Below are 19,135 nucleotides of genomic sequence, written 5' to 3'. Positions count from 1 at the left end.
CTCGCCCCTGGCGCTTACTTCCCGCTGGTAACGAGATCCACTTCGGTCACGCCCGAGCCCAACTTGCGGGCATAGACGACATAGGCCTTGCCGCCCTTGCGCCCGCCGACGACGTGATCGTCGCCGTCGAGACGGTATTGCGCGCCGTAGCCGGCCTTGTTGGCCATCGTGTAGTAGAAGCTCACCACATCCTCGGGCGATACCGGCGTCGCGTAGTTGACCACGCGCAAGGCGCAGCCGTCGCTGTCGGTGCCGGCCGCTTCCTGCACCGCTCCGCGCGGATAGACCGGGATCTCGGCCGGGAGGCGGGCCGCCCAGGTGTTCGAATACTGCACCTTGGCCGCGCAATCGGTGTGCGCGGTCCTGGCAGCGGCGGCCACTTGAGCCGCGGTTGCCGCGGTTTCGGTGAGCGCTGCGGCGCTGCCCTTGGTCGGCTGCGGAATGTCGGTCAGCTTGCCGCCGGCGACGTCCGCCGCATCGGCCTTGGCTGCCGCGATCGCTTCGGGCGAGCGTTCTGCAGGCGGAAGCGTGATCTGGCCGCCGTTCGCGCCCAGCGCCGCGCCATCCTGCCCGGTCATCTCCGGATCGACCATGATCTGGTCGCCCAGCGCGCCGCTCATGGCCGGATCGGTTTCGGCGCCCTCGGGCTGCTTCTTGTCCGAATTGCAACCGGCAAGCAGCAGCGAACCTGCAAGGCCCAACACCATGAAACGGGCGGAGTTCTTCATCTTCTTGTTCCTTCCTTGCCGCAAGCGGACAGGATGCCAGCGCCCGGGCATCGCGCCAAGTCGCCGTCTTTGGCCGTTCAATACGGTGAAAAGGAAGGAAAAACGAGGCTTGGGACCCGCCAATCGCGGCGGCGTCCCATTCCGGGAAGGGTCGCTGGCCAAGTGTTTAGGACGCAAACTTCGAGGGCGCCCGCGGACAAGCCGCAGGCGCCCTCCCGCCCGGCAGAACGTGAAGCACAAGACCGGACGGTTCCCCCGCGCGTCGCCGTCCGCGCGGGGTGTCTCAATCGGTAGGGGACGGCGCTATCAGCGGCAGCGGTTGCCGCCACGGTCGACTTCGCGGCCGATCAGGGCGCCCACGACGCCGCCGATCAGGGTACCGGCGGTGCGGTCGTAACCGCCGTCGACTTCCCGGCCGAGCAGCGCGCCTGCCGCGCCGCCGATCAGCAGGCCGGTGGTGCCGTTCTGCTTGCGGCAGTAGTAGCGGCCATTGTCGCCGCGCCACACGCGGGTGTTGCGATAGACCGGCTCGCCGTAGTTGCGATAGCTGCGGTAGTCGCCGCGGTAGCCGCGACGATAATCTTCGCGCGAGTAGCGGCGGCTGTGCTCGTAAGTCTGCTCACCGGGCGCGCGGAAGTCCGAGGCCGAACTCGGCGCATAGCTTGGCGCGGCCATGGCCGGGACAGCGGTGGCGAGGCTGGCGGTCGCGGCAGCGAGGGCGGTTGCCTTGATGAATGCGTTCATGTCGTTTCTCCTGCGATGGCGGAGGGGCCGTGTTGGGAGGCGCGATCCGCGGTACGCATTCATCTTTAGAGCATTGAACCTGAACGGGCTGCAACGCGGCTGTCAGATTTGGTAATATCGACGAGCCGAGGTCCTGGCCGCGACGAACCGCTTGCTGCGCGCATTTCCGGCATTTATGCAGCGCTGCCCCCCAACCGAGTTCCCCCGCGATGACCGTTTCCACCGTTCCGCCCGCGCCCCGTACCGGCGGCTTGCCTCAGGCGTTCGCCGCTTATGGCATCTGGTGCCTCTTCCCGCTGTACTTCGCGCTGCTCAAGGCGGTGTCCCCCTTCGAGGTGGTCGCCTGGCGCCTGCTGTTCACCCTGCCCTTCTGCGTGGTGGTGACGGTGCTGCTGCGCCAGGGCAAGCAGCTTCGCGATGCACTGAGGCAACCCCGGATCCTCGGCGCGCTGACCGTGAGCGGGCTGCTGATCGGGACCAACTGGCTGGTTTACGTCATATCCGTACTCCACGGCCATGTGCTCGCCGCCAGCCTTGGATACTATATCAACCCGCTGCTCAACGTGCTGGCCGGAACGCTGTTCCTGCGCGAGAAGCTGTCACGCCTGCAGTGGGTGGCGGTGATCCTGGCTACCTGCGGCGTCGCCATCCTCTCGCTGGGGGCGCTGGATACCTTGTGGATCAGCCTCGTGCTGGCCATGAGCTTCTGCGGCTATGGCCTGACCCGCAAGCTGGCCCCGGTGGACGCCCTGCCCGGCCTGACCATCGAGACGCTGGTGCTGCTGCCGCCCGCGCTCGGCCTGTTGGCATGGCAGGCGTTGACGCCCGAGGGGCTGGCCATGGGCACGTCGCTCAAGCTCAACCTGCTGCTGCCACTGGCGGGAATCCTGACCGGCACACCGCTGCTGCTGTTCGCCTCGGCGGCGCGGCGGCTGGATTTCTCGACGCTCGGCTTCATCCAGTTCGTGACGCCGACCGGCCTGTTCCTGATCGGCCTGTTCGTTTTCCACGAACCGCTCAAGCCCGTGCAGATGGCCTGCTTCGTGCTGATCTGGGCCGCCATCGCGGCGTTCTGCTGGGACCTGCTGTCGAAGCGCGCGCCGGCCTGACCGCCGCCGCGCGCTTTCACCGATCGGTCAGAGCGCGCCGGCGAAGCGCAGCGCTTCGCCGCGGGCGGCATTGGCAAGCTGGCCTTCCCACATTGCCGAATGGCCGCGGATGATCGTGCCGACGACGCGGCCCTGCAGTTCCATCCCGGTGAAGGGCGACCAGCCGCAGCGGCTTTCCACCCAGTCCTCGCTGATCGTGAAAGTGCCCTTGCGGTCGACCACGGTGAAGTCGGCGTCATAGCCGGTGGCGATACGGCCCTTGCCGACGAGCCCGAAGACCCGCTGCACCCCGCTGGAAGTCATGTCGATCAGGCGCTCCAGCGTCATGTTGCCCTTGGCGACATGGTCCAGCATCAGCGGCAGCAGGGTCTGGACGCCGGGCATCCCCGAAGGGCTGTTCGGATAGGTCTTCGCCTTTTCTTCCTTGGTGTGCGGCGCGTGATCCGAACCGATGACGTCGGGCACGCCCTGGCGCAACCAGTGCCACAGGCCCGCAACATGTTCGGAAGAGCGGATCGGCGGGTTCATCTGGGCATAGGAGCCCAGGCGCGGGTAGGCGTCCTCGGCCGCCAGCGTGAGGTGCTGCGGCGTCACTTCGCAGGTCGCCACATCGCGGTGCTGGGCGATCAGCTCCAGTTCGGCCGGGGTGGTGACGTGCAGGATGTGAATCGGACGCTTCGCTTCGCGCGCCAGGCGCAGGATGCGCTTCGTCGCCAGCATCGCGCTCTCGTCGTCGCGCCACACCGGGTGGCTGGAGGGATCGCCCTCGACGCGCAAGTGCTTGCGTGCGTTCATGCGCTCCTCGTCCTCGGCATGGATGGCGACGCGGCGGCGGCCATGGGCCAGTACGCGCGCAAGCTGCTCATCCTCGGCGACGAGCAGGCTGCCGGTCGAGGCGCCCATGAAGATCTTGACGCCGGCCGTGCCCGGTATGCGCTCCAGCTCGCCCAGTTCCTCGGCATTTTCCGCCGTTGCGCCGACGTAGAAGGCGTGGTCGCAGTACATGCGGTGACGGGCGCGATCGAGCTTGTCGTGCACGCGCATCACGCTGTCGGTGTTGGGCGAGGTGTTGGGCATCTCGAAGACGGCGGTAATGCCGCCCATCACCGCGGCGCGGCTGCCGCTCTCGAGGTCTTCCTTGTGTTCGAGGCCCGGCTCGCGGAAGTGGACCTGGCTGTCGATCACGCCGGGCAGCACATCGAGCCCGGTGCAGTCGATCCGCCGCTCGGCATCGGGATAGCTGCCCACGCCGACGATCTTGCCGTCGCGCACCGCGACGTCGGCGACGCCGGAGCCGTTGGGCGTGTGGACCGTGCCGCCTGAAAGGACGAGTTCGGGTGCGCTGGCGGTCATGGGGGGCCTCTTTACTGGTGACATGGACGGGCTCGGGTCGATTCCGGCGCAAGCACCGGTTCGGCCCACAGCCGGGAACTAGGCGTCCCGGGCCACGTGCGCAAGGATGAGCAGGCGATTGACGCCTAGCCGCCCCGCCCCTTGCGCAGGAGCGCCTGGCAGAACGCATCGAGATCGTCGATGTCGACGTCGAGCACCTCGTTCCAGTCGGCCAGCACCGTTTCGATGTCGTCGCGGGTATAGGCGGGCGCAAGCGGCGGCGGAACGCGCACCGGAACGTGCGGCCAGGGATGCCCGGTCATGTTGTTGTAGAGCCATCCGGTCGCCGCCAGCGCCGCGACATTGGCGGCGATGGAGCCGATCCAGGCCCATTGCCAATGCTCTGCGCCTGCCGCGCCCAGCGCATAAAGAAGTGCGCAGGCACCGCCCGGCGGATGCAGGCAGCGCAGCAGCGACATCAGCGCGATCGCGATGCCCAGGGCGATGCTCGCGGCCAGCCATGGTACGCCGACCGCATGACCAACGGCCAGTCCTACCGCAGCGGAAACCAGGTCGCCGCCGATCACCGGCCACGGCTGTGCCAGCGGGCTGGCCGGAACGCAGAAGACAAGCACTGCCGACGCCCCTAGCGGCGCGACGAGCAGCGGCAGCGGCAGGGGAAGTGCGCTGACACCCAGCAGCATGGCGGTCAGCCCGGCAGCCAGCGCAATCGCCAGCGCCGCGCCGAGCGCGCCGCGCAGCCAGCCGAGGTGACCGACCGCCGCCTGCGGTACAGGGGCTGCAAGGTTTCGGATCCAGTCAAGCATGGCGCGCCCTGTGCCCGCTGGGCCCAAAGGAGGCCAGCGAGATCTTCTTTGGTATGCCCAGCCGAGACTTTGACCCTTCGTCAAGACGCCGCCGTCCGTCGCCATCCCACGAAAAAGACCCGGCCTGCCGCGAGGCAGACCGGGTCGGTCGAAGCGTTCCGATGTGGGGGAGGGGAAGGGTCGGAACGCCTCTGAGGGGTAGGGTCAGCGCCTGAGGATCAGGCGAACTTGCCGGCGCGGGCGATCTCGGATACCGGCTTGCGGCCGACCGCGACTTCGCGCTCCTGCAGGAATTCGGGCAGTGCTTCCTTCGGCCCCTGGCGGCCGATGACGAAGGCGGCTTCGAGGCGGTGATCTTCGGGGATGCCCAGCGCGGCTTCAGCCTCGCCGAACTTGATGCCGGTCATGCCATGGGTGTGGTAGCCCATGGCCTGTGCCTGGATGGCGGCCAGGGCCCAGGCAGCGCCTGCGTCGAAGCTGTGGCTGTGGTTGTCGGAGTTGCCCTTGTCCGAGCGCATGTACTTGTCGGAAACGATGAAGACGAGCGCCGAGGCGTCCTTCGCCCAGCCCTGGTTGAATTCGACGAGCTGCGAGAGCAGCAGGTCCCAGTTGGCGTCGCCCTTGCGGGCATAGAGGAAGGTCCAGGGCTGAACGTTGTAGGCCGAGGGGGCCCAGCCGGCGGCTTCGAGGATTACCTCGAGGTCTTCCTGCGGCATCTCGCTGCCATCGAACGCGCGGGGGGACCAGCGCTCGACAATGAGCTTTTCGATCTTCGGATGGGCAATGCGTCCGGTCATGTCTTGATCCTTCAAATGGAAGTTGTTGGGAGAGTGGGAGGCTTCAGGCTGCATCGACGAGGACCAGTTCGGCATCCTCGAGTGCAGTTACGGTAATGGTGTCGAGTCCGGTCACGGCAACCCCGTCGCGGGCATTCGCCTCGACCTCGCCGATTCGGATGCGGCCGGTAGCGGGCACGAGATAGGCATGGCGGCCTGCGGACGTCGCGTAAGTCACGGTGTCGCCCGCCTTGACCGACGCGCCCAGCACGCGGGCATCGGCGCGGATCGGCAGCGCGTCGTCGTCGCCGGCGATGCCGCTGGCAAGCGTGACAAAGCAGCCGGCGCGGTCGTCCCTGGGAAAGGGACGTGCGCCCCAGCCCGGTTCTCCGCCGCGCTCGTCGGGCAGTATCCAGATCTGGAATACGGTTGTATCCTCGTCCTCGAGATTGAACTCGGAATGGACGATGCCCGAACCCGCGCTCATCACCTGGACATCGCCGGCGCCGGTGCGGCCCTTGTTTCCGAGGCTGTCCTGGTGGGTGATCGCTCCGGTGCGGACATAAGTGACGATTTCCATGTCGCGGTGCGGATGCGGCGGAAAGCCGGACCGGGGAGCGATGGTATCGTCGTTCCAGACCCTGAGGCGGCCCCAGTTGGTCCGCGCCGGATCGTGATAGTCGGCGAAGGAGAAGTGATGATGCGCATCGAGCCAGCCGTGGTTGGCGGCCCCGATCGTGTCGAAGGGACGGAGTTCAATCATGGCTTGCACTCCTTTCTCTAAAGGCGTTGGAGGCCGCTGCAATTACAGGTTCGGCCAGTGTTCGCACATCAGATAGGCCTTGCAGGCATCTCGGATAATTGTGATAAAATCGACTGAAATGTTCGACAAAGTCGAATAGAAGAGGTTCCATGCCCGACATAGCCCCTCCCAGTCTCGATCACTTGCGCTGCTTCCTTGCCGTGGTCGACGAAGGCAGCTTCAACCGTGCCGCAAAGAAGCTGGGCCGGGCGATTTCGGTGGTCAGCTACGCCATCTCACAGCTCGAAAGCCAGCTCGACGTGTCGCTGTTCGATCGTGAGGGATCGCGCAAGCCGCAGCTGACCGAGGCAGGCAAGGCGCTCTTGACCGAGGCAATCGCCATTTCCGACGACGTCGATGCCCTCCTCGCCAAAGTGCGCAGCCTACGACAGGGACTGGAAGCAGAGCTTTCGCTGGCGGTCGACGTCATGGTCCCCGGTCCCGTCCTCGCCTCGCTGCTCGCTGCCTTCCAGGTGATGTTCCCCAGCGTCGCCCTGCGCCTGCATGTCGAGGCGCTGGGCGCGGTCGCGAGCCTCATTCTCGATGGCAAGGCGACGCTTGCCATCGCCGGGCCGGACATACAGGACCTGCCGGAACTGCAACGCGAAACGGTCGGCTCGGTGGAAATGGTCCCGGTTGCTGCGCCTTCCCATCCCCTGGCCCGTGCCGAGGCGATCGCACCGGGCGAATCGCGCAAGCACCTGCAACTCGTCCTCACCGACCGCTCGCCGCTGACCGCGGGGCGCGACTTTTCCGTGTTCAGCCCCCGCACCTGGCGACTCGCCGATCTCGGCGCCAAGCACGTACTGCTCAAGGAAGGGATCGGCTGGGGCTCGATGCCGCGCCATGCCATCGCGGCCGACCTCGAAAGCGGCGCGCTCGTCGAACTGCACCTGCCAGAGCGTCCTCCTCTCGACTATTCGCTCGTCGCGCTCTGGCGCAAGGACGGTCCGCCCGGTCCCGCCGCGCTCTGGGTCCTCGACGAGGTCCGCGAAAGGCTTGCCCGCGGCGTGTAAAAATACCGGCGCGCCCTTGCCGACTTCGCAGAAATGCTCATCTAGGGGGGCATGTCAGCGACACGTCTATTCGAGCGCGCCGTGCTGCGGCTCTCCCCCCGCGAAAATTCAGGCGAAGATGTCGCCGATTTCCTCCAGGGCCTCGTCACTTCCGATATCAAGGGCAAGCTCCCGGTGTGGACGGGCCTGCTCTCTCCGCAGGGCAAGGTCCTGTTCGATTTCATCGTCTGGCCTTCGGGCACGGACCTGCTGATCGATTGCGAGGCTGAATTCGCCGATGCCCTGGCGAAACGCCTTTCGATGTACCGGCTGCGCCGCGCCATCGACATCGCGCGCGACGAGAAGCTGGCCGTACACTGGCGCCCCCACGTGGGCGACGGCGCCGCGCCCGACCCGCGCCTTGCGGCATTGGGCGAGCGCTGGATTTCCTCCATCGACACGACCGACGAGCATGAGCTGGAGAGCGCCGATGAAGCGTGGCGCGCCCACCGCCTGCGGTTCGGGGTGACGGAAGGCCAGGCGGAACTGGGAGACGGAACGACGCTCTGGCTGGAATGCAACGCCGCCGAGCTGCACGGCGTGAGTTTCGCGAAGGGCTGTTACGTCGGCCAGGAAAACACGGCGCGCATGAATTGGCGCCAGAAGGTCAATCGCCGCCTGATCGTGCTGCCGCTGGCCGAATCGGACGAGAAGCGGCAGCGGATCGCCTATCCCGACCTCGGCCTTGCCGTGGACCATGCAAGGACGGACAGCATTGCCGCCGCCCGCTTGCCGGGCTGGCTCAAGCTCGAGGCATGACCCTTCGCCCGGCGACTGTCAGGCGCCGCGTCCCCCGTCCCTCAGAGTGAGGCCAGGGTCGGTTCGATGCGCGGGCTCGTGCGGCGTTCTAGTTCGGCGACGTAGATCCGCGCGGTGGTTTCCATGCCCAGCCCGGCGCTATAGCGCGAATGGACCCGGCCGGTATCGTGGAAGCCGGCCGATTCGAGCGCCTTTGCCGGAGCACTGCTGTCCACGAAGTGATTCGCGTAGACCTTGCGGTAGCCCAGCGTGCGGGCCTGGTTCAGAACCGCGCGAACGGCTTCGGCCGCATAGCCGCGGCCGCGGAAGCGCGGGACGATCCAATAGCCCATCTCTATACGGTCACCTTCGCGGGCAAAGCCGATCCCGCCCACCAGCTCCGCACCCCTGGCGGAACGCAGGTACATGACGAAATGAGGCAGGCGCGGATCGCGCGGGCGCTCGAGAAACTCGCGCACTTCTCCGGCCGTACGCGGCAAAGGCGCGACGAATGCGTCCGGCTGGACGTCGTCGTCCTCGAAGACTTCGAGCAGATCCTCGAGGTCCTCGGGCCAACCGGGTCTTAAAAACAGTCTCTCCGTGCGGACGAACATTTCACGGTTCTCCGTTATTATCTGTTCCGCGATTCCAGCTTTTCCCGATCGGCACGCAAACACGCGCCCAATCAGGTTCAGGCCGAACTCTCTCCCTTTTTAACCCTGACTCTGCCGCATTAAAAAATTATTGCGATCTTCCTCAGGGCAACCCCTTATCCAACATTCCGGTCGGAATTTCAGCAAAAATCTTGCCCGACCGCATCCGAGGCGCGGGATGCGGTCGGGCAGCAACGCTCAAGCCGCACGCTTCTGGTCGCCGCCTGCCGCCAAGCCATTCATTTCATCGTCAAAGCCGCCCGATCCGGCAGGGGTCAAGACATATTCCCGCGCCGGGAAAACCCGCTTGCGCGCGACGCTGTAACGCTCGGCAACGCGTCCGGTTCGCCGGAAACCCGCATCATGCAGAACCCGCCCCGAGGCCGGACTGTCGACGAAGTGATTGGCGACGATTCGTGCGTGTCCCAGCGACCATGCCAGTTCGACGACAGCCTTCACGGCCTCGCGGGCATAGCCCCGACCTCGGTGGTCCGGCGCGATCCAGTAGCACAGCTCAACCTCGTCGCCGCACCGGTCGAGGCCGATGCAGCCGACGATACGGGCGCCGTCGGCACCGGGCACAGTCATGAGGAACTGCGGCAGCGCGTGGGCCTGCTCGTGCGCGACGAAGCGCAGGGCATCTTCGTGGGCGCAAGGCCAGCACGCGCTCGCAAGATTGCAGGCGGCGCTGTCGTGCGCAATCAATGTTTCCAGCTCCTGCAGGTCCTCCGGCCACGCCGGGCGCAGGAACAGCCTATCGCTGCGAATGAACACTTCGGTCTCCACTCATCAGTCCCGGGCCCACATAGCGCAGGCACGTGACATTGACGTTACGCCCGGGTCCTCAAGCACGTGGATGCTGCCGCGGATTGGATAATTGCGGCAAATGCATCCGCATCGGCTCGATACGGGCAACGGAAGAGGGAGATACGAAAAGAGGGAGACGGGCGGGGCCCTCTCCCTCATTCTGCCGGACTTGTGCAGTCCAGCGGGGGCCATCCCGTCAGGATGGCCCTTTGCAAGACCATCCGATTATTCGGCGGCTTCAGCCATGACGTCTACGGAGACGTACTTGCGGCCTTGCTTGCCATCGTGGAAGCGCACGCGACCTTCGGCAGTGGCGAACAGGGTGTGATCCTTGCCGATGCCCACGTTCACGCCCGGGTACACCTTGGTGCCGCGCTGACGCACGATGATGTTGCCGCCGATCACTTCCTGACCGCCGAACTTCTTCACGCCGAGGCGGCGACCCGCTGAGTCGCGACCGTTGCGCGACGAGCCGCCTGCTTTCTTATGTGCCATTGCTCAGTTCCTTCCGAAGTCTGGGCTCAGCCGACCGACACGATGCGCAGCAGGGTCATCTGCTGGCGGTGGCCGTTCTTGCGACGGTAGTTGTGACGACGGCGCTTCTTGAACACCATGACCTTCTCGCTCTTGGCCTGAGCGATGATCTCGGCCGAAACCTTGATCTTCGAGGCGTCAGCAACTTCGCCGTCCTTGCCTGCGAGCAGAACGTCGCCCAGGGTGATGGTCTCACCGGCTTCACCAGCCAGCTTTTCGACCGCGATCTTGTCTCCGGCGGCAACCCGGTATTGCTTGCCGCCCGTGCGCACAACTGCGAACATGGTGCCCTTACCTAATCTCAAATTGCCCGAAAACGAGCCGAAACAACCTTGCCCCGGCCGCTCTGGTCCAGGAAGAACCGTGGAGCCTTGCGGGCGACGCGCCGGACACCCCACCTGATGCGGGGGCCGGAAAGAGTGCGTGCCGTTAGTCCAAGGCCTGAGTCGTGTCAACCAGAGTCTGGCGATTGAAGGCAATTGCCCTGCGCCGACGACCTCGCGTTTCCCCCCTCGCGCAAGGCCCGCGCCGTGCTATGGCGGGGCCATGATCCGCGCAACTGCACGCCTGTTCCTGTCCGCCGCCCTGCCCGCCGTGCTGGCGGCCTGTTCCGCCACCAGCGGCTATCCCTCGCTCGCCCAGCGCGAGGTAGAGCGAATCGGCGGCTCCGCCACGCCGGTCGCCGGTGAGCAGACGCCCGAGGAACCCGCCCTGCCCCCGGCCAGCGCCGACCTCGTCACCCGGCTAGACGGGCTGGTCGCCGCCGCGCAGCAAACCGACGCACAGTTCAGGGAGCAGCAGGGCCCTGCCGAGCGCGCCGTAGCAGGCGCCGCCGGAGCCGCCGTCACCAGTGACAGCTGGGCCACGGCGCAGATCGCCCTCGCCGCTCTCGAATCGCGCCGCGGGGCGACCGTGGCCCCGCTCGCCGAACTTGACACGCTCTATGCCGAGGCGCGCGATGCCGCCCCGCTCGAACTCTCGCCCAGCGCCCAGGCCATCGAGAAGGCGCGCGCGCAGGTCAGCGACATCGTCGCGCGTCAGGACGGCGTGATCGAAAGCCTCGCCGCGCGCCTGCGCAGCTGAAGCAACCTCCAGACATGCGAAAACCCCTCCCTCTCGCGAGGGAGGGGTCTCCGAACGTCCATCCGAAGATGGAACCTGAAAGCCCCCCGGCTCAGGTGAAGGCCACGATCACCGCGACGGCCAGACCCCAGCCCAGGATCAGCACGGGCAGCATGAGGACCTGTATCGCCGCCTCGCTTGCGGTCAGCCTTCCGCTCAGAGTATCGATACCGCGACTGCCGAACTGCCCCCATGTCAGCGGCGCGGTATCGTTGTCGGGCTTCATCTTCGCCCAGTAACCGGCAAGGCCGAAGGCGAAGACCACGAAGCCGGCAAAAACGACCATCGGAATGGCCAGTTCCGGGTTCATGAACAGGCTGGCCATGACCCCGATAAAGCCGAGATAGAGCGCCACTGTCGCAACATAGAGCCCCGTCGGCAGTCCGAAATTGCGCTCCACCCGGGTGCGCACTGGCGCATCGGTGATTCTGGCAAGTTGCTGGAGCTGTTCATGGGACAAACGCTGCGACATGGTGCTGATCTCCTTCTTGAAGGGAATCATGCTTCGCCATGCAGACGATTTGTTTGACGGCGGTCAATTCGCGAGAACGAGTTGAAAATTTTTCGCGAAGGATCTTGTCCGGCCCCGCGAGCGTGTCAGCCCCAGCGGGCGATATCGTCGAAGTCCTGCTCGCGCGGCTCGATCCAGTGCCATTCGCCGCCGCGCTTCTCCCGCTTCCAGAACCAGGATTCGCTCTTGAGGTGGTCCATCGCGTAGTCGGCCGCGGCGAAGGCGTCGCGCCGGTGTCGGGCGGCGGCTCCGACCAGCACGATCGGCTCGCCCGGTACCATCACGCCGCTGCGGTGAACGATAAGCACCCCGTCGAGATCCCAGCGACGATGCACGCTCACGGCCAGCTTCTCCATCGCCGGCAGGGTGAGCGGTTCGTAGTGCTGCAGTTCGAGCGCCTCGACGCCGTCGCCTTCGCGCACCTGTCCGATGAAGCTGACGACGCCGCCCGATTCGGGATGGCTCCCCGCGAAAGCGGCGATCTCCTTCGCCGGAGCGAAGGGCGAGGTCAGCAGGCGGACGTCCGAATGCTTCTCGCAGCCCACCGTTTCAGCCGCCCGAAACCGGCGGCAGGAAGGCGATCTCGTCGCCGTCCTTGAGCACCGGCGCATCGGTATCCTGCACCAGGATCCCGTTGACGGCGAGCTTCACCCTGGGCGCCTTGAGCGCATGACCGAGCGACGGCTCGAGCGACGCGATCACGGCATCGATACACGGCAACACCGGAACCGTGAGCTTTCCCCTACCGGCCACATCCTCGAGCCGACCGAGGAAAACGAGATTGAGCGACATCGAAGTCAGCCTCCTGTCATGGACATATGACGGGAAAGTGCCGGAGCCGCGCCTGGTTCCTCGATGGCGAAATGGTGGCGCGCGGGCTTGATCCGCATCGCCACGTCGAGCGCTTCGGAAAGCGCCGCCTCAGGGTCCTCGCTGCGCAGTGCCGCGCGCAGGTCGACCCGCTCGTTGCCGCCGAGACAGGCATAGAGCTGGCCGGTCGCGGTAACGCGGATCCGGTTGCACCCGTCGCAGAAATTGTTGGTGAGCGGCGTGATCAGGCCCAGCCTTCCGCCGGTCTCGGCCACGTCGAAATAGCGCGCCGGGCCGCCGCTGCGGTGGTCGCTGGGATTGAGCGTCCAGCGCTTCTCCAGCGATTCGCGCACGGCAACGAGCGGCAGGTAGTGGTCGAAGCGGTCTTCCTCAACCTCGCCCAGCGGCATCACCTCGATCAGCGTGGCATCGAAGCCCTCGCCGTGTGCCCATGCGACGAGATCGGCGATGTGGTCCTCGTTCACGCCCTTGAGCGCAACGGTGTTGAGCTTGACCCTCAGGCCTGCGGCCTTGGCCGCTGCCAGCCCTTCGAGCACCTGCGGCAGCGAATCGCGGCGCGCGAGCCTGGTGAAAGTCTCGCGGTCGAGCGTGTCGAGCGAGACGTTGATGCGCCGCACACCGAATGCGAAAAGATCGTCGGCAAACTCGGAGAGACGGGTTCCATTGGTGGTGAGGGTCAATTCCTCGAGCCCGTCCCCGATCTTGCGGCCGAGCGCTTGCACAAGTTCCATCATGTCGCGCCGCACGAGCGGTTCGCCCCCGGTCAGACGCAACTTGGTTATGCCCCGGTCAATGAAGCCGAGCGCAAGATCGTGCAGTTCCTCGAGGCTGAGGACATCCTTGCGCGGCAGGAAGGTCATGCGCTCGGGCATGCAATAGGCGCAGCGCAAGTCGCAGCGGTCGGTCACCGACATGCGAAGGTAGGTTATCCGCCTTTGGAACTGGTCAACGAGTGGCGCGCGCTTCGTCATTGCAAGGGGTTATAGCACCGGACCCGCGCCAGTACCATCCAGCGCCATGACCTGCCCGGTGACACCGGCCGCGCCCGCGAGCCAGTCCAGCGCGGCGGCGATCGCCGCTTCGTTGTCGCTTTCCAACCCATTGATTCGCGAGGGTGAGAATGCGCGGGCGAGCGACTGGATCGCAGCAAGACGCCAATTGCGATGTTCATGGCTGGCAGGCGGGAAAATGACCGTCAGCGGGTCGGACCCGCCGCGCAGGGCCGCTTCGATCCCGGGCAGCAGCCGGGCATGGAAATCGGCTGCAGCGGCGAGCGGCTCCTCGGGGAGCGGTCCGACACGCAGCACGTCCTGCACCTCAGCGCCGTTCCCGGTGCAGGGTCATGCCGATCTTCTCGCCGGCCTCGCTGATCGCGAGCTTGACGATCTTGACCGTCACCGCCTCGACGCGCGCATCCTGCAGGAACAGGGTTTCGCAGACGTGATCGGCAACCGCCTCGATGAGCTTGAAGTGAACCCCCGGCGGCAGCGCTTCGGACGCCGCGAACTTGAGGTCCATGTAGTTCTTGCTTTCACTGAGCGGCGTGTCCGGCGTGTAGCGATCGGCCGGCTTCATCTGCACCATGATCGAGAAACGCAACGGCTGCGGCTTGCCGGTCTCCTCCGAATAGATGCCGGTGAGAACATCGACCTCGAAGTCATCGATCTGAAGTGTAAGCGAATCAGCCATGGCGTCCCTTAGCCGGGATTGGACCAGCGTGCGAATATGGCAGTGGGCAGCAATCGCCCGTCCCGGCCGTCCTCGCGAACGGCCAGGTCGCCATGCTCGATCGTACCGGGCAGGTCGGCGAAGAGTTCGCCCATCAGCCCGGCAAGGGCGAGGGAGGACATGCGCACCGCATAGACGGTGAGAAAGAGAAACCGGCTGTCGCTGTCGAGCAGCTTGCGACAATCGCCGAGCAGGCCCGGCAGGCCTTCCTCCAGGCGCCAGGTCTCGCCGCCAGGTCCGCGCCCGAACTTGGGCGGATCGAGGATGATCCCGTCGTAGCGCTTATCGCGGCGCACCTCGCGCGCGGCGAACTTGGCGGCATCGTCGACCAGCCAGCGCACCGGACGCTCCTCCAGCCCGGCGAGCGCGGCATTCTCGCGCGCCTGGGCTACCGACTTCTTTGAGGCATCGACGTGCGTAACCTGCCCGTGCGCGGAGAGCGCCAGCGTACCCACCCCGGTATAACCGAAGAGGTTGAGCGTGCTGGCATCCTCGCGTCCGGCCAGCATGGTGCGCATCCACTCCCACACCGGGGCCATGTCGGGGAAAAACCCGAGATGGCGGAACGGCGTGCACTGCGCGGTGAACGAGACCTCGTTCCAGGCGAGCGGCCACCCATCGCGCGGGACGGGCTGGTCGAATTGCCACCTGCCGCCGCCGTCCTCGTCAGAGCCGGGCACGAATTCGCCGTGCGCGTCCCAGTTCGCGAGGCGCGGCGTCCACATCGCCTGCGGCTCGGGCCGGATGAAGCGGTAGTCGCCGTAGCGCTCGAGCTTGCGGCCCTGTCCCGAATCGACAAGGCCGTAGTCCCCCCAGCCTTCTCCCGAAAGGATCAGGGGTTGGGTGGCGATGTCTGCCATCAGACCTTGGGCGCGGCGTGCTGGGCGACGAATTCGGCAACCGCCTCGAACGAGCCGGGCAGCGACGTGGAGCGCTCCTCGCGCTCGAACAGGTCGCCCACACGCTCGGGCAGGCCCGGGCGGTGCCCGGTGGCGCGCTCGACCGCTTCGGGGAACTTGGCCGGGTGCGCGGTTGCCAGCGTAACGACCGGGATCGAGCCGTCGATACCCGAGTTGCGTGCGGCGAAAAGGCCGCAGGCGGTGTGCGGATCGATCAGCTCGCCGCAATTCTCCCAGGCCCAGCGGATCGTCGAGGCCATCTCGTCGGCATCGGCACGCGCGGACTGGAACAGCGCCGCGGCCCCTTCGCGCTGCGCATTGGTCAGCTGCATCGCCTTGGTCGATTCGAAGCCGGCCATCTGCTCGGCCAGCGCCTTGCCGTCGCGTCCGCCCAGGTCGAACAGCAGGCGTTCGAAGTTCGAAGAGACCTGAATGTCCATCGAAGGCGCCGCGGTGGGCGTCACCGTGCCCTGCGAATAATCGCCATTGGCAAGCGCGCGGTGGAGAATGTCGTTCACGTTGGTGGCCACGATCAGCTTCTCGATCGGCAGGCCCATCTGCGCCGCGACATAGCCGGCGAAGACATCGCCGAAATTGCCGGTCGGGACCGAGAAGGCGACCTTGCGGTGCGGTGCGCCAAGCTGCAGCCCGGCCGCGAAGTAATACACCACCTGCGCCATCAGGCGTGCCCAGTTGATCGAGTTGACCGCGCCGATGGCGAATCGGTCGGTCATGCCCTTGTCGTTGAACATGCGCTTCACGATCGCCTGGGCATCGTCGAAGCTGGCATCTTCAAGCGCGAGGTTGTGGACGTTGGGCGCCAGCACCGTCGTCATCTGGCGGCGCTGCACGTCGGACACGCGGCCCTTGGGGTGCAGCATGAAGATGTCGACCTTGGCGCGGCCAGCGACGGCATCGATGGCGGCCGAGCCGGTGTCGCCCGAAGTCGCGCCGACGATCGTCAGGTTGCGTTCGGAGCGCGAGAGGAACTCCTCGAAGAGCAGGCCGAGCAGTTGCAGCGCCACGTCCTTGAACGCGAGCGTGGGGCCGTGGAACAGTTCCAGCAGCCACTGCTGTTCGTCGAACTGCTTGAGCGGCGTCACCGCCTTGTGGGCGAAGCGGCCGTAAGCCTCGCTCGTCAGTTCGAGCAGGCGCTCATGGGTGAGGCTGCCTTCGACGAAGGGGAACATGATCTTCGCGGCCAGCTGCGCATAAGGAAGGCCCGCCATGGCGGCGATCTCGTCCTGCGAGAAGCGCGGCCATTCGCGCGGCACGTAGAGGCCGCCGTCCGAAGCGAGACCGGCGAGCGTTGCGCCTTCGAAATCGAGCGCCGGAGCGCTGCCGCGAGTGCTGATGTAGTCCATGGGAATGCGCGGTTAGCGGGGGAGCGCGCCTTACGCAATCCTCGCATGAGATTGTCGCCGCGTTGGCCGCCTCCCGATCGGTCAAATCGAAAAGGCGATCTGGGCCCTTGCCTAACCCCGCGCGCGCTTCATCACTGCCAGTACATAGATCACCAGAGCAGTCGCGGCGAAGAAGAACCACTGGATTGCGTAGGAGAAGTGGTTGTTCGGGATTTCCGAAGGATCGGGGATGGCATTGGCCTCCAGCCCGTCTAGCGGCGGATTGGCGACGAGGCGCGGCCCCGGTGCGATTACCCCGTGGACAATGCCGCCCTGCCAGTTGGCCGCGGCATTGGGCTGGCGCGACCAGCCCAGCACGACCAGTGCCTGGGCGCCGTCGGGCAGCATGCAACGCGCGGTTTGCGCCGCGCCCGATTCGCCCGAGGCATTGCGCCCGGCCATGCTGGAATGTTCGGTCACGCCCTCGCAGGTCAGCCGGGCATGGCGATAGAGCAGGTCGGTCTGCGCAGCCTCGTGGCGCGGCCAGAGGACTTCCTCGGCATTGCTGCGCGCCTGCGCGTAATGCGCCAGCAGCGCTTCCTTCTGGTGGAGGCGCTTGAGCTGCCACACGCCAAGGCCGATCATGATCGCAACGGCCACCAACACGATCAGCGTCGCGAGTATCGGAAATTTGCGCATGGTGGCTCCCGTCAGTCTTCCTTGAGCCGGCCTTCACCGGCGCGACGGCGATACTCGGCGCCGAGCAGCCATGCCTTGGCGATTCGCAGCCCGCCGATGACCAGCAACGTCGTCAGCGGAATCCACAGCAGGGCATGCACCCAGAACGGCGGATCGAACGAGAGCTGCAGCCAGATCGCAAGCATGGCGATCACCGCGCCCACGATCAGGGTGAGAAAGGCCGCTGGCCCATCGCCGACGTTGAACTGCGCGTAGTCCAGCCCGCAGGCGCGGCACCGCGGGGCGAACGAGGCCAACCCAGCGAACAGGGTTCGCGCGCCGCACTTGGGGCAAAGACCGAAAAGGGCAGCCGAAGCGATCTCCGGCTGCCCTTCAGTATTCGATTGGTGGCTGTCCGCCATGATCAGTGCGTCGGGTAGCCCCAGCCGCCCCAGATGTAGACTGCGACGAAGAGGAACAGCCACACGACGTCGACGAAGTGCCAGTACCATGCCGCCGCTTCGAAGCCGAAGTGCTGGCGCGGGGTGAAGTCACCCTTGTAGGCGCGGATCAGGCAGACGATCAGCATGATCGTGCCGACGATGACGTGGAAGCCGTGGAACCCGGTCGCCATGTAGAAGGCCGAGCCGTAGGTGTTCTGACCGAAGGGGAACGGCGCGTGGATGTACTCGTAGGCCTGGATCGAGGTGAACAGCAGGCCGAGCAGCACGGTCGCCCAGAGGCCCTTCTTCAGGCCCTCGCGGTCACCGTGGATCAGTGCGTGGTGCGCCCAGGTGACGGTCGTGCCCGAGCAGAGCAGGATCAGGGTGTTGAGCAGCGGCAGGTCGAAGGGATCCATGACCGCTTCGATCGCCTTGGGCGGCCATTGCCCCGCCACCACCTCGGAAATCGTCGAGGGGAAGAGCGAGAAGTCGAAGAAGGCCCAGAACCAGCCGACGAAGAACATCACTTCCGAAGCGATGAACAGGATCATGCCATAGCGCTGGTGGAGCTGCACGACGGGCGTGTGATCGCCGGCATGCGCTTCCTTCACAATCTTCGAGAACCAGGCGAACATCGAGGCCAGCAGCAGCGCCATGCCCAGCCACGGCACGAAGTGGCCGCCCGGCATGTCGTGCATGAACAGAACCATGCCCGAGGTGAAGGTGAAGGCGCCGATCGTAGTCGCCAGCGGAACGATGTCCGGCGGAAGAATATGGTAATCGTGGTGCTTGGTACCGGCCATGGTGCCTTCGTCCCCGTTTATCGAATATGTCACACGAGCGCATCCGGCCGGGCCGGTACGCAGGTTTCCCATGCGGCCCTTAACCGCCAGTTTGTTCGCGGTCCAGTGTCTTTGCATCCCCGATCGATGTGACGTGGAACGTATAGCTGAGCGTGATCAGCTCAACGTCCTTGTTGTCGGGATCGTCGAGAATCGCCGGATCTATGTAATAGAGCACCGGCATGCGCACTTCCTCGCCCGGTTTCAGGGTCTGTTCGGTGAAGCAGAAGCACTGGATCTTGTTGAAATATTTTGCAGCCTGCTCCGGCTCCACGTTAAAGCTGGCGGTGCCGGTCACGGTCTGGTCCGAATCGTTCTTCGCCCAGAAAAGCGCCATGTCGCGCGCACCGATAGAGACGGTGTCGGTGACCTGCAGCGGCTTGAATTCCCAGGGCATGTCGCGCGCGACATTGGCATCGAAGCGCACCGTGATGGTGCGACCGCTGTCCTTGACACTGGCGGCCCGCGTCTCGTCCACCCGCTTGGTGGTGCCGCCGTAGCCGGTGACCTGGCAGAAGATCCGGTAAAGCGGTACCGAAGCGTAACCCAGGCCGAGCATCCCCAGCGCGATCGCAAGCGCGATAAAGGCAGTCTTCCTGTTGCTGCGCTCCTGGCGGGTCACGGCCGTCATGC

At 65.8% G+C, this 19,135-nt stretch carries 26 protein-coding genes; 4 read left to right on the top strand and 22 right to left on the bottom strand.

The window, feature by feature from the left end; translation table 11 throughout:
- Positions 1-14: 14 nt before the first annotated feature.
- The gene (locus PP1Y_RS08695) at positions 15-728 is read right to left on the bottom strand and encodes a hypothetical protein (RefSeq protein WP_038575875.1); all 714 of its coding nucleotides are present in this window, start codon (positions 726-728) and stop codon (positions 15-17) included.
- A 306-nt stretch (positions 729-1,034) separates the two neighbouring features.
- On the bottom strand, positions 1,035-1,472 hold the full coding sequence (locus PP1Y_RS08690) for a glycine zipper 2TM domain-containing protein (protein ID WP_007013069.1): 438 nt from the start codon (positions 1,470-1,472) through the stop codon (positions 1,035-1,037).
- A 209-nt stretch (positions 1,473-1,681) separates the two neighbouring features.
- Between PP1Y_RS08690 and rarD the strand changes: the two genes are divergently transcribed.
- A complete protein-coding gene (rarD, locus tag PP1Y_RS08685) occupies positions 1,682-2,581 on the top strand; it encodes an EamA family transporter RarD (RefSeq protein ID WP_013831905.1) in 900 nt (299 codons plus the stop codon).
- Positions 2,582-2,608: 27 nt separating this feature from the next.
- On the opposite strand, the gene PP1Y_RS08680 is transcribed toward rarD, so the two are convergent.
- From PP1Y_RS08680 to PP1Y_RS08665, 4 genes are all read right to left on the bottom strand, one after another.
- Complete coding sequence (locus tag PP1Y_RS08680) at positions 2,609-3,934, bottom strand: dihydroorotase (protein WP_007013067.1); 1,326 nt, start codon at positions 3,932-3,934, stop codon at positions 2,609-2,611.
- 125 nt (positions 3,935-4,059) lie between these two features.
- On the bottom strand, positions 4,060-4,740 hold the full coding sequence (locus PP1Y_RS08675) for an HPP family protein (protein WP_041558699.1): 681 nt from the start codon (positions 4,738-4,740) through the stop codon (positions 4,060-4,062).
- 218 nt (positions 4,741-4,958) lie between these two features.
- The gene (locus PP1Y_RS08670; RefSeq protein WP_013831902.1) at positions 4,959-5,537 is read right to left on the bottom strand and encodes a nitroreductase family protein; all 579 of its coding nucleotides are present in this window, start codon (positions 5,535-5,537) and stop codon (positions 4,959-4,961) included.
- Positions 5,538-5,580: 43 nt separating this feature from the next.
- Complete coding sequence (locus PP1Y_RS08665) at positions 5,581-6,279, bottom strand: pirin family protein (protein WP_013831901.1); 699 nt, start codon at positions 6,277-6,279, stop codon at positions 5,581-5,583.
- A gap of 149 nt (positions 6,280-6,428) precedes the next feature.
- Between PP1Y_RS08665 and PP1Y_RS08660 the strand changes: the two genes are divergently transcribed.
- Positions 6,429-7,334 carry a LysR family transcriptional regulator gene (locus tag PP1Y_RS08660; RefSeq protein WP_013831900.1) on the top strand — a complete coding sequence of 302 codons (906 nt, stop codon included), beginning with the start codon at positions 6,429-6,431 and terminating at the stop codon, positions 7,332-7,334.
- Positions 7,335-7,385: 51 nt separating this feature from the next.
- On the top strand, positions 7,386-8,132 hold the full coding sequence (locus tag PP1Y_RS08655) for a folate-binding protein YgfZ (protein ID WP_013831899.1): 747 nt from the start codon (positions 7,386-7,388) through the stop codon (positions 8,130-8,132).
- Positions 8,133-8,173: 41 nt separating this feature from the next.
- On the opposite strand, the gene PP1Y_RS08650 is transcribed toward PP1Y_RS08655, so the two are convergent.
- From PP1Y_RS08650 to rplU, 4 genes are all read right to left on the bottom strand, one after another.
- The gene (locus PP1Y_RS08650) at positions 8,174-8,725 is read right to left on the bottom strand and encodes a GNAT family N-acetyltransferase (RefSeq protein ID WP_013831898.1); all 552 of its coding nucleotides are present in this window, start codon (positions 8,723-8,725) and stop codon (positions 8,174-8,176) included.
- Positions 8,726-8,962: 237 nt separating this feature from the next.
- Positions 8,963-9,538 carry a GNAT family N-acetyltransferase gene (locus PP1Y_RS08645; RefSeq protein ID WP_013831897.1) on the bottom strand — a complete coding sequence of 192 codons (576 nt, stop codon included), beginning with the start codon at positions 9,536-9,538 and terminating at the stop codon, positions 8,963-8,965.
- Between the two features lie 258 nt (positions 9,539-9,796).
- On the bottom strand, positions 9,797-10,066 hold the full coding sequence (gene rpmA, locus PP1Y_RS08640; protein ID WP_013831895.1) for a 50S ribosomal protein L27: 270 nt from the start codon (positions 10,064-10,066) through the stop codon (positions 9,797-9,799).
- A 26-nt stretch (positions 10,067-10,092) separates the two neighbouring features.
- Complete coding sequence (rplU, locus tag PP1Y_RS08635; protein WP_007013058.1) at positions 10,093-10,389, bottom strand: 50S ribosomal protein L21; 297 nt, start codon at positions 10,387-10,389, stop codon at positions 10,093-10,095.
- Positions 10,390-10,651: 262 nt separating this feature from the next.
- Here rplU and PP1Y_RS08630 point away from each other — a divergent pair, with 262 nt between their 5' ends.
- Entirely contained in the window at positions 10,652-11,188 is a 537-nt protein-coding gene (locus tag PP1Y_RS08630; protein ID WP_013831894.1) for a hypothetical protein, read from the top strand.
- Between the two features lie 91 nt (positions 11,189-11,279).
- On the opposite strand, the gene PP1Y_RS08625 is transcribed toward PP1Y_RS08630, so the two are convergent.
- From PP1Y_RS08625 to PP1Y_RS08570, 12 genes are all read right to left on the bottom strand, one after another.
- Entirely contained in the window at positions 11,280-11,699 is a 420-nt protein-coding gene (locus tag PP1Y_RS08625) for a hypothetical protein (RefSeq protein ID WP_013831893.1), read from the bottom strand.
- Positions 11,700-11,824: 125 nt separating this feature from the next.
- Positions 11,825-12,283 carry a molybdenum cofactor biosynthesis protein MoaE gene (locus PP1Y_RS08620; protein ID WP_041558698.1) on the bottom strand — a complete coding sequence of 153 codons (459 nt, stop codon included), beginning with the start codon at positions 12,281-12,283 and terminating at the stop codon, positions 11,825-11,827.
- Between the two features lie 4 nt (positions 12,284-12,287).
- Complete coding sequence (locus PP1Y_RS08615; protein WP_041558697.1) at positions 12,288-12,530, bottom strand: MoaD/ThiS family protein; 243 nt, start codon at positions 12,528-12,530, stop codon at positions 12,288-12,290.
- 5 nt (positions 12,531-12,535) lie between these two features.
- Entirely contained in the window at positions 12,536-13,540 is a 1,005-nt protein-coding gene (gene moaA, locus PP1Y_RS08610; RefSeq protein ID WP_013831891.1) for a GTP 3',8-cyclase MoaA, read from the bottom strand.
- A gap of 9 nt (positions 13,541-13,549) precedes the next feature.
- Positions 13,550-13,885 (bottom strand): Rossmann fold domain-containing protein, encoded by a 336-nt coding sequence (locus PP1Y_RS08605; RefSeq protein ID WP_013831890.1) that lies wholly within the window; start codon positions 13,883-13,885, stop codon positions 13,550-13,552.
- Between the two features lies 1 nt (position 13,886).
- Complete coding sequence (locus PP1Y_RS08600) at positions 13,887-14,258, bottom strand: dihydroneopterin aldolase (RefSeq protein WP_013831889.1); 372 nt, start codon at positions 14,256-14,258, stop codon at positions 13,887-13,889.
- Positions 14,259-14,266: 8 nt separating this feature from the next.
- Complete coding sequence (locus PP1Y_RS08595) at positions 14,267-15,157, bottom strand: class I SAM-dependent methyltransferase (RefSeq protein WP_013831888.1); 891 nt, start codon at positions 15,155-15,157, stop codon at positions 14,267-14,269.
- Entirely contained in the window at positions 15,157-16,560 is a 1,404-nt protein-coding gene (gene thrC, locus PP1Y_RS08590) for a threonine synthase (protein ID WP_013831887.1), read from the bottom strand. The genes PP1Y_RS08595 and thrC overlap by 1 nt, the downstream gene beginning before the upstream one ends.
- Positions 16,561-16,671: 111 nt before the next feature.
- On the bottom strand, positions 16,672-17,238 hold the full coding sequence (locus PP1Y_RS08585; protein WP_013831886.1) for an SURF1 family protein: 567 nt from the start codon (positions 17,236-17,238) through the stop codon (positions 16,672-16,674).
- 11 nt (positions 17,239-17,249) lie between these two features.
- Positions 17,250-17,639, bottom strand: coding sequence for a DUF983 domain-containing protein (locus PP1Y_RS08580; protein ID WP_013831885.1), 390 nt, complete (start codon positions 17,637-17,639; stop codon positions 17,250-17,252).
- 2 nt (positions 17,640-17,641) lie between these two features.
- Positions 17,642-18,463: a cytochrome c oxidase subunit 3 gene (locus PP1Y_RS08575; protein WP_013831884.1), complete on the bottom strand. Its 822-nt coding sequence runs from the start codon at positions 18,461-18,463 to the stop codon at positions 17,642-17,644.
- Positions 18,464-18,542: 79 nt separating this feature from the next.
- A complete protein-coding gene (locus PP1Y_RS08570) occupies positions 18,543-19,133 on the bottom strand; it encodes a cytochrome c oxidase assembly protein (RefSeq protein WP_013831883.1) in 591 nt (196 codons plus the stop codon).
- Positions 19,134-19,135: the final 2 nt, after the last annotated feature.

Origin of the sequence: Novosphingobium sp. PP1Y (assembly GCF_000253255.1) — a bacterium.
Classification (GTDB): domain Bacteria; phylum Pseudomonadota; class Alphaproteobacteria; order Sphingomonadales; family Sphingomonadaceae; genus Novosphingobium.
This window is presented reverse-complemented; position numbering and strand designations above follow the sequence as displayed.

Excerpts from the sequence above, each read along its gene's own strand:
- PP1Y_RS08585 (WP_013831886.1), bottom strand. The coding sequence starts at position 17,238 with ATGCGCAAATTTCCGATACTCGCGACGCTGATCGTGTTGGTGGCCGTT.
- PP1Y_RS08680 (WP_007013067.1), bottom strand. The coding sequence starts at position 3,934 with ATGACCGCCAGCGCACCCGAACTCGTCCTTTCAGGCGGCACGGTCCAC.
- PP1Y_RS08650 (WP_013831898.1), bottom strand. The coding sequence starts at position 8,725 with ATGTTCGTCCGCACGGAGAGACTGTTTTTAAGACCCGGTTGGCCCGAG.
- PP1Y_RS08660 (WP_013831900.1), top strand. The coding sequence starts at position 6,429 with ATGCCCGACATAGCCCCTCCCAGTCTCGATCACTTGCGCTGCTTCCTT.
- PP1Y_RS08670 (WP_013831902.1), bottom strand. The coding sequence starts at position 5,537 with ATGACCGGACGCATTGCCCATCCGAAGATCGAAAAGCTCATTGTCGAG.
- PP1Y_RS08580 (WP_013831885.1), bottom strand. The coding sequence starts at position 17,639 with ATGGCGGACAGCCACCAATCGAATACTGAAGGGCAGCCGGAGATCGCT.
- PP1Y_RS08595 (WP_013831888.1), bottom strand. The coding sequence starts at position 15,157 with ATGGCAGACATCGCCACCCAACCCCTGATCCTTTCGGGAGAAGGCTGG.
- thrC (WP_013831887.1), bottom strand. The coding sequence starts at position 16,560 with ATGGACTACATCAGCACTCGCGGCAGCGCTCCGGCGCTCGATTTCGAA.
- rpmA (WP_013831895.1), bottom strand. The coding sequence starts at position 10,066 with ATGGCACATAAGAAAGCAGGCGGCTCGTCGCGCAACGGTCGCGACTCA.
- PP1Y_RS08625 (WP_013831893.1), bottom strand. The coding sequence starts at position 11,699 with ATGTCGCAGCGTTTGTCCCATGAACAGCTCCAGCAACTTGCCAGAATC.
- PP1Y_RS08570 (WP_013831883.1), bottom strand. The coding sequence starts at position 19,133 with ATGACGGCCGTGACCCGCCAGGAGCGCAGCAACAGGAAGACTGCCTTT.
- PP1Y_RS08675 (WP_041558699.1), bottom strand. The coding sequence starts at position 4,740 with ATGCTTGACTGGATCCGAAACCTTGCAGCCCCTGTACCGCAGGCGGCG.
- PP1Y_RS08615 (WP_041558697.1), bottom strand. The coding sequence starts at position 12,530 with ATGTCGCTCAATCTCGTTTTCCTCGGTCGGCTCGAGGATGTGGCCGGT.
- PP1Y_RS08665 (WP_013831901.1), bottom strand. The coding sequence starts at position 6,279 with ATGATTGAACTCCGTCCCTTCGACACGATCGGGGCCGCCAACCACGGC.
- PP1Y_RS08655 (WP_013831899.1), top strand. The coding sequence starts at position 7,386 with ATGTCAGCGACACGTCTATTCGAGCGCGCCGTGCTGCGGCTCTCCCCC.
- PP1Y_RS08600 (WP_013831889.1), bottom strand. The coding sequence starts at position 14,258 with ATGGCTGATTCGCTTACACTTCAGATCGATGACTTCGAGGTCGATGTT.
- PP1Y_RS08690 (WP_007013069.1), bottom strand. The coding sequence starts at position 1,472 with ATGAACGCATTCATCAAGGCAACCGCCCTCGCTGCCGCGACCGCCAGC.
- PP1Y_RS08630 (WP_013831894.1), top strand. The coding sequence starts at position 10,652 with ATGATCCGCGCAACTGCACGCCTGTTCCTGTCCGCCGCCCTGCCCGCC.
- PP1Y_RS08695 (WP_038575875.1), bottom strand. The coding sequence starts at position 728 with ATGAAGAACTCCGCCCGTTTCATGGTGTTGGGCCTTGCAGGTTCGCTG.
- rplU (WP_007013058.1), bottom strand. The coding sequence starts at position 10,389 with ATGTTCGCAGTTGTGCGCACGGGCGGCAAGCAATACCGGGTTGCCGCC.
- rarD (WP_013831905.1), top strand. The coding sequence starts at position 1,682 with ATGACCGTTTCCACCGTTCCGCCCGCGCCCCGTACCGGCGGCTTGCCT.
- PP1Y_RS08575 (WP_013831884.1), bottom strand. The coding sequence starts at position 18,463 with ATGGCCGGTACCAAGCACCACGATTACCATATTCTTCCGCCGGACATC.
- moaA (WP_013831891.1), bottom strand. The coding sequence starts at position 13,540 with ATGACGAAGCGCGCGCCACTCGTTGACCAGTTCCAAAGGCGGATAACC.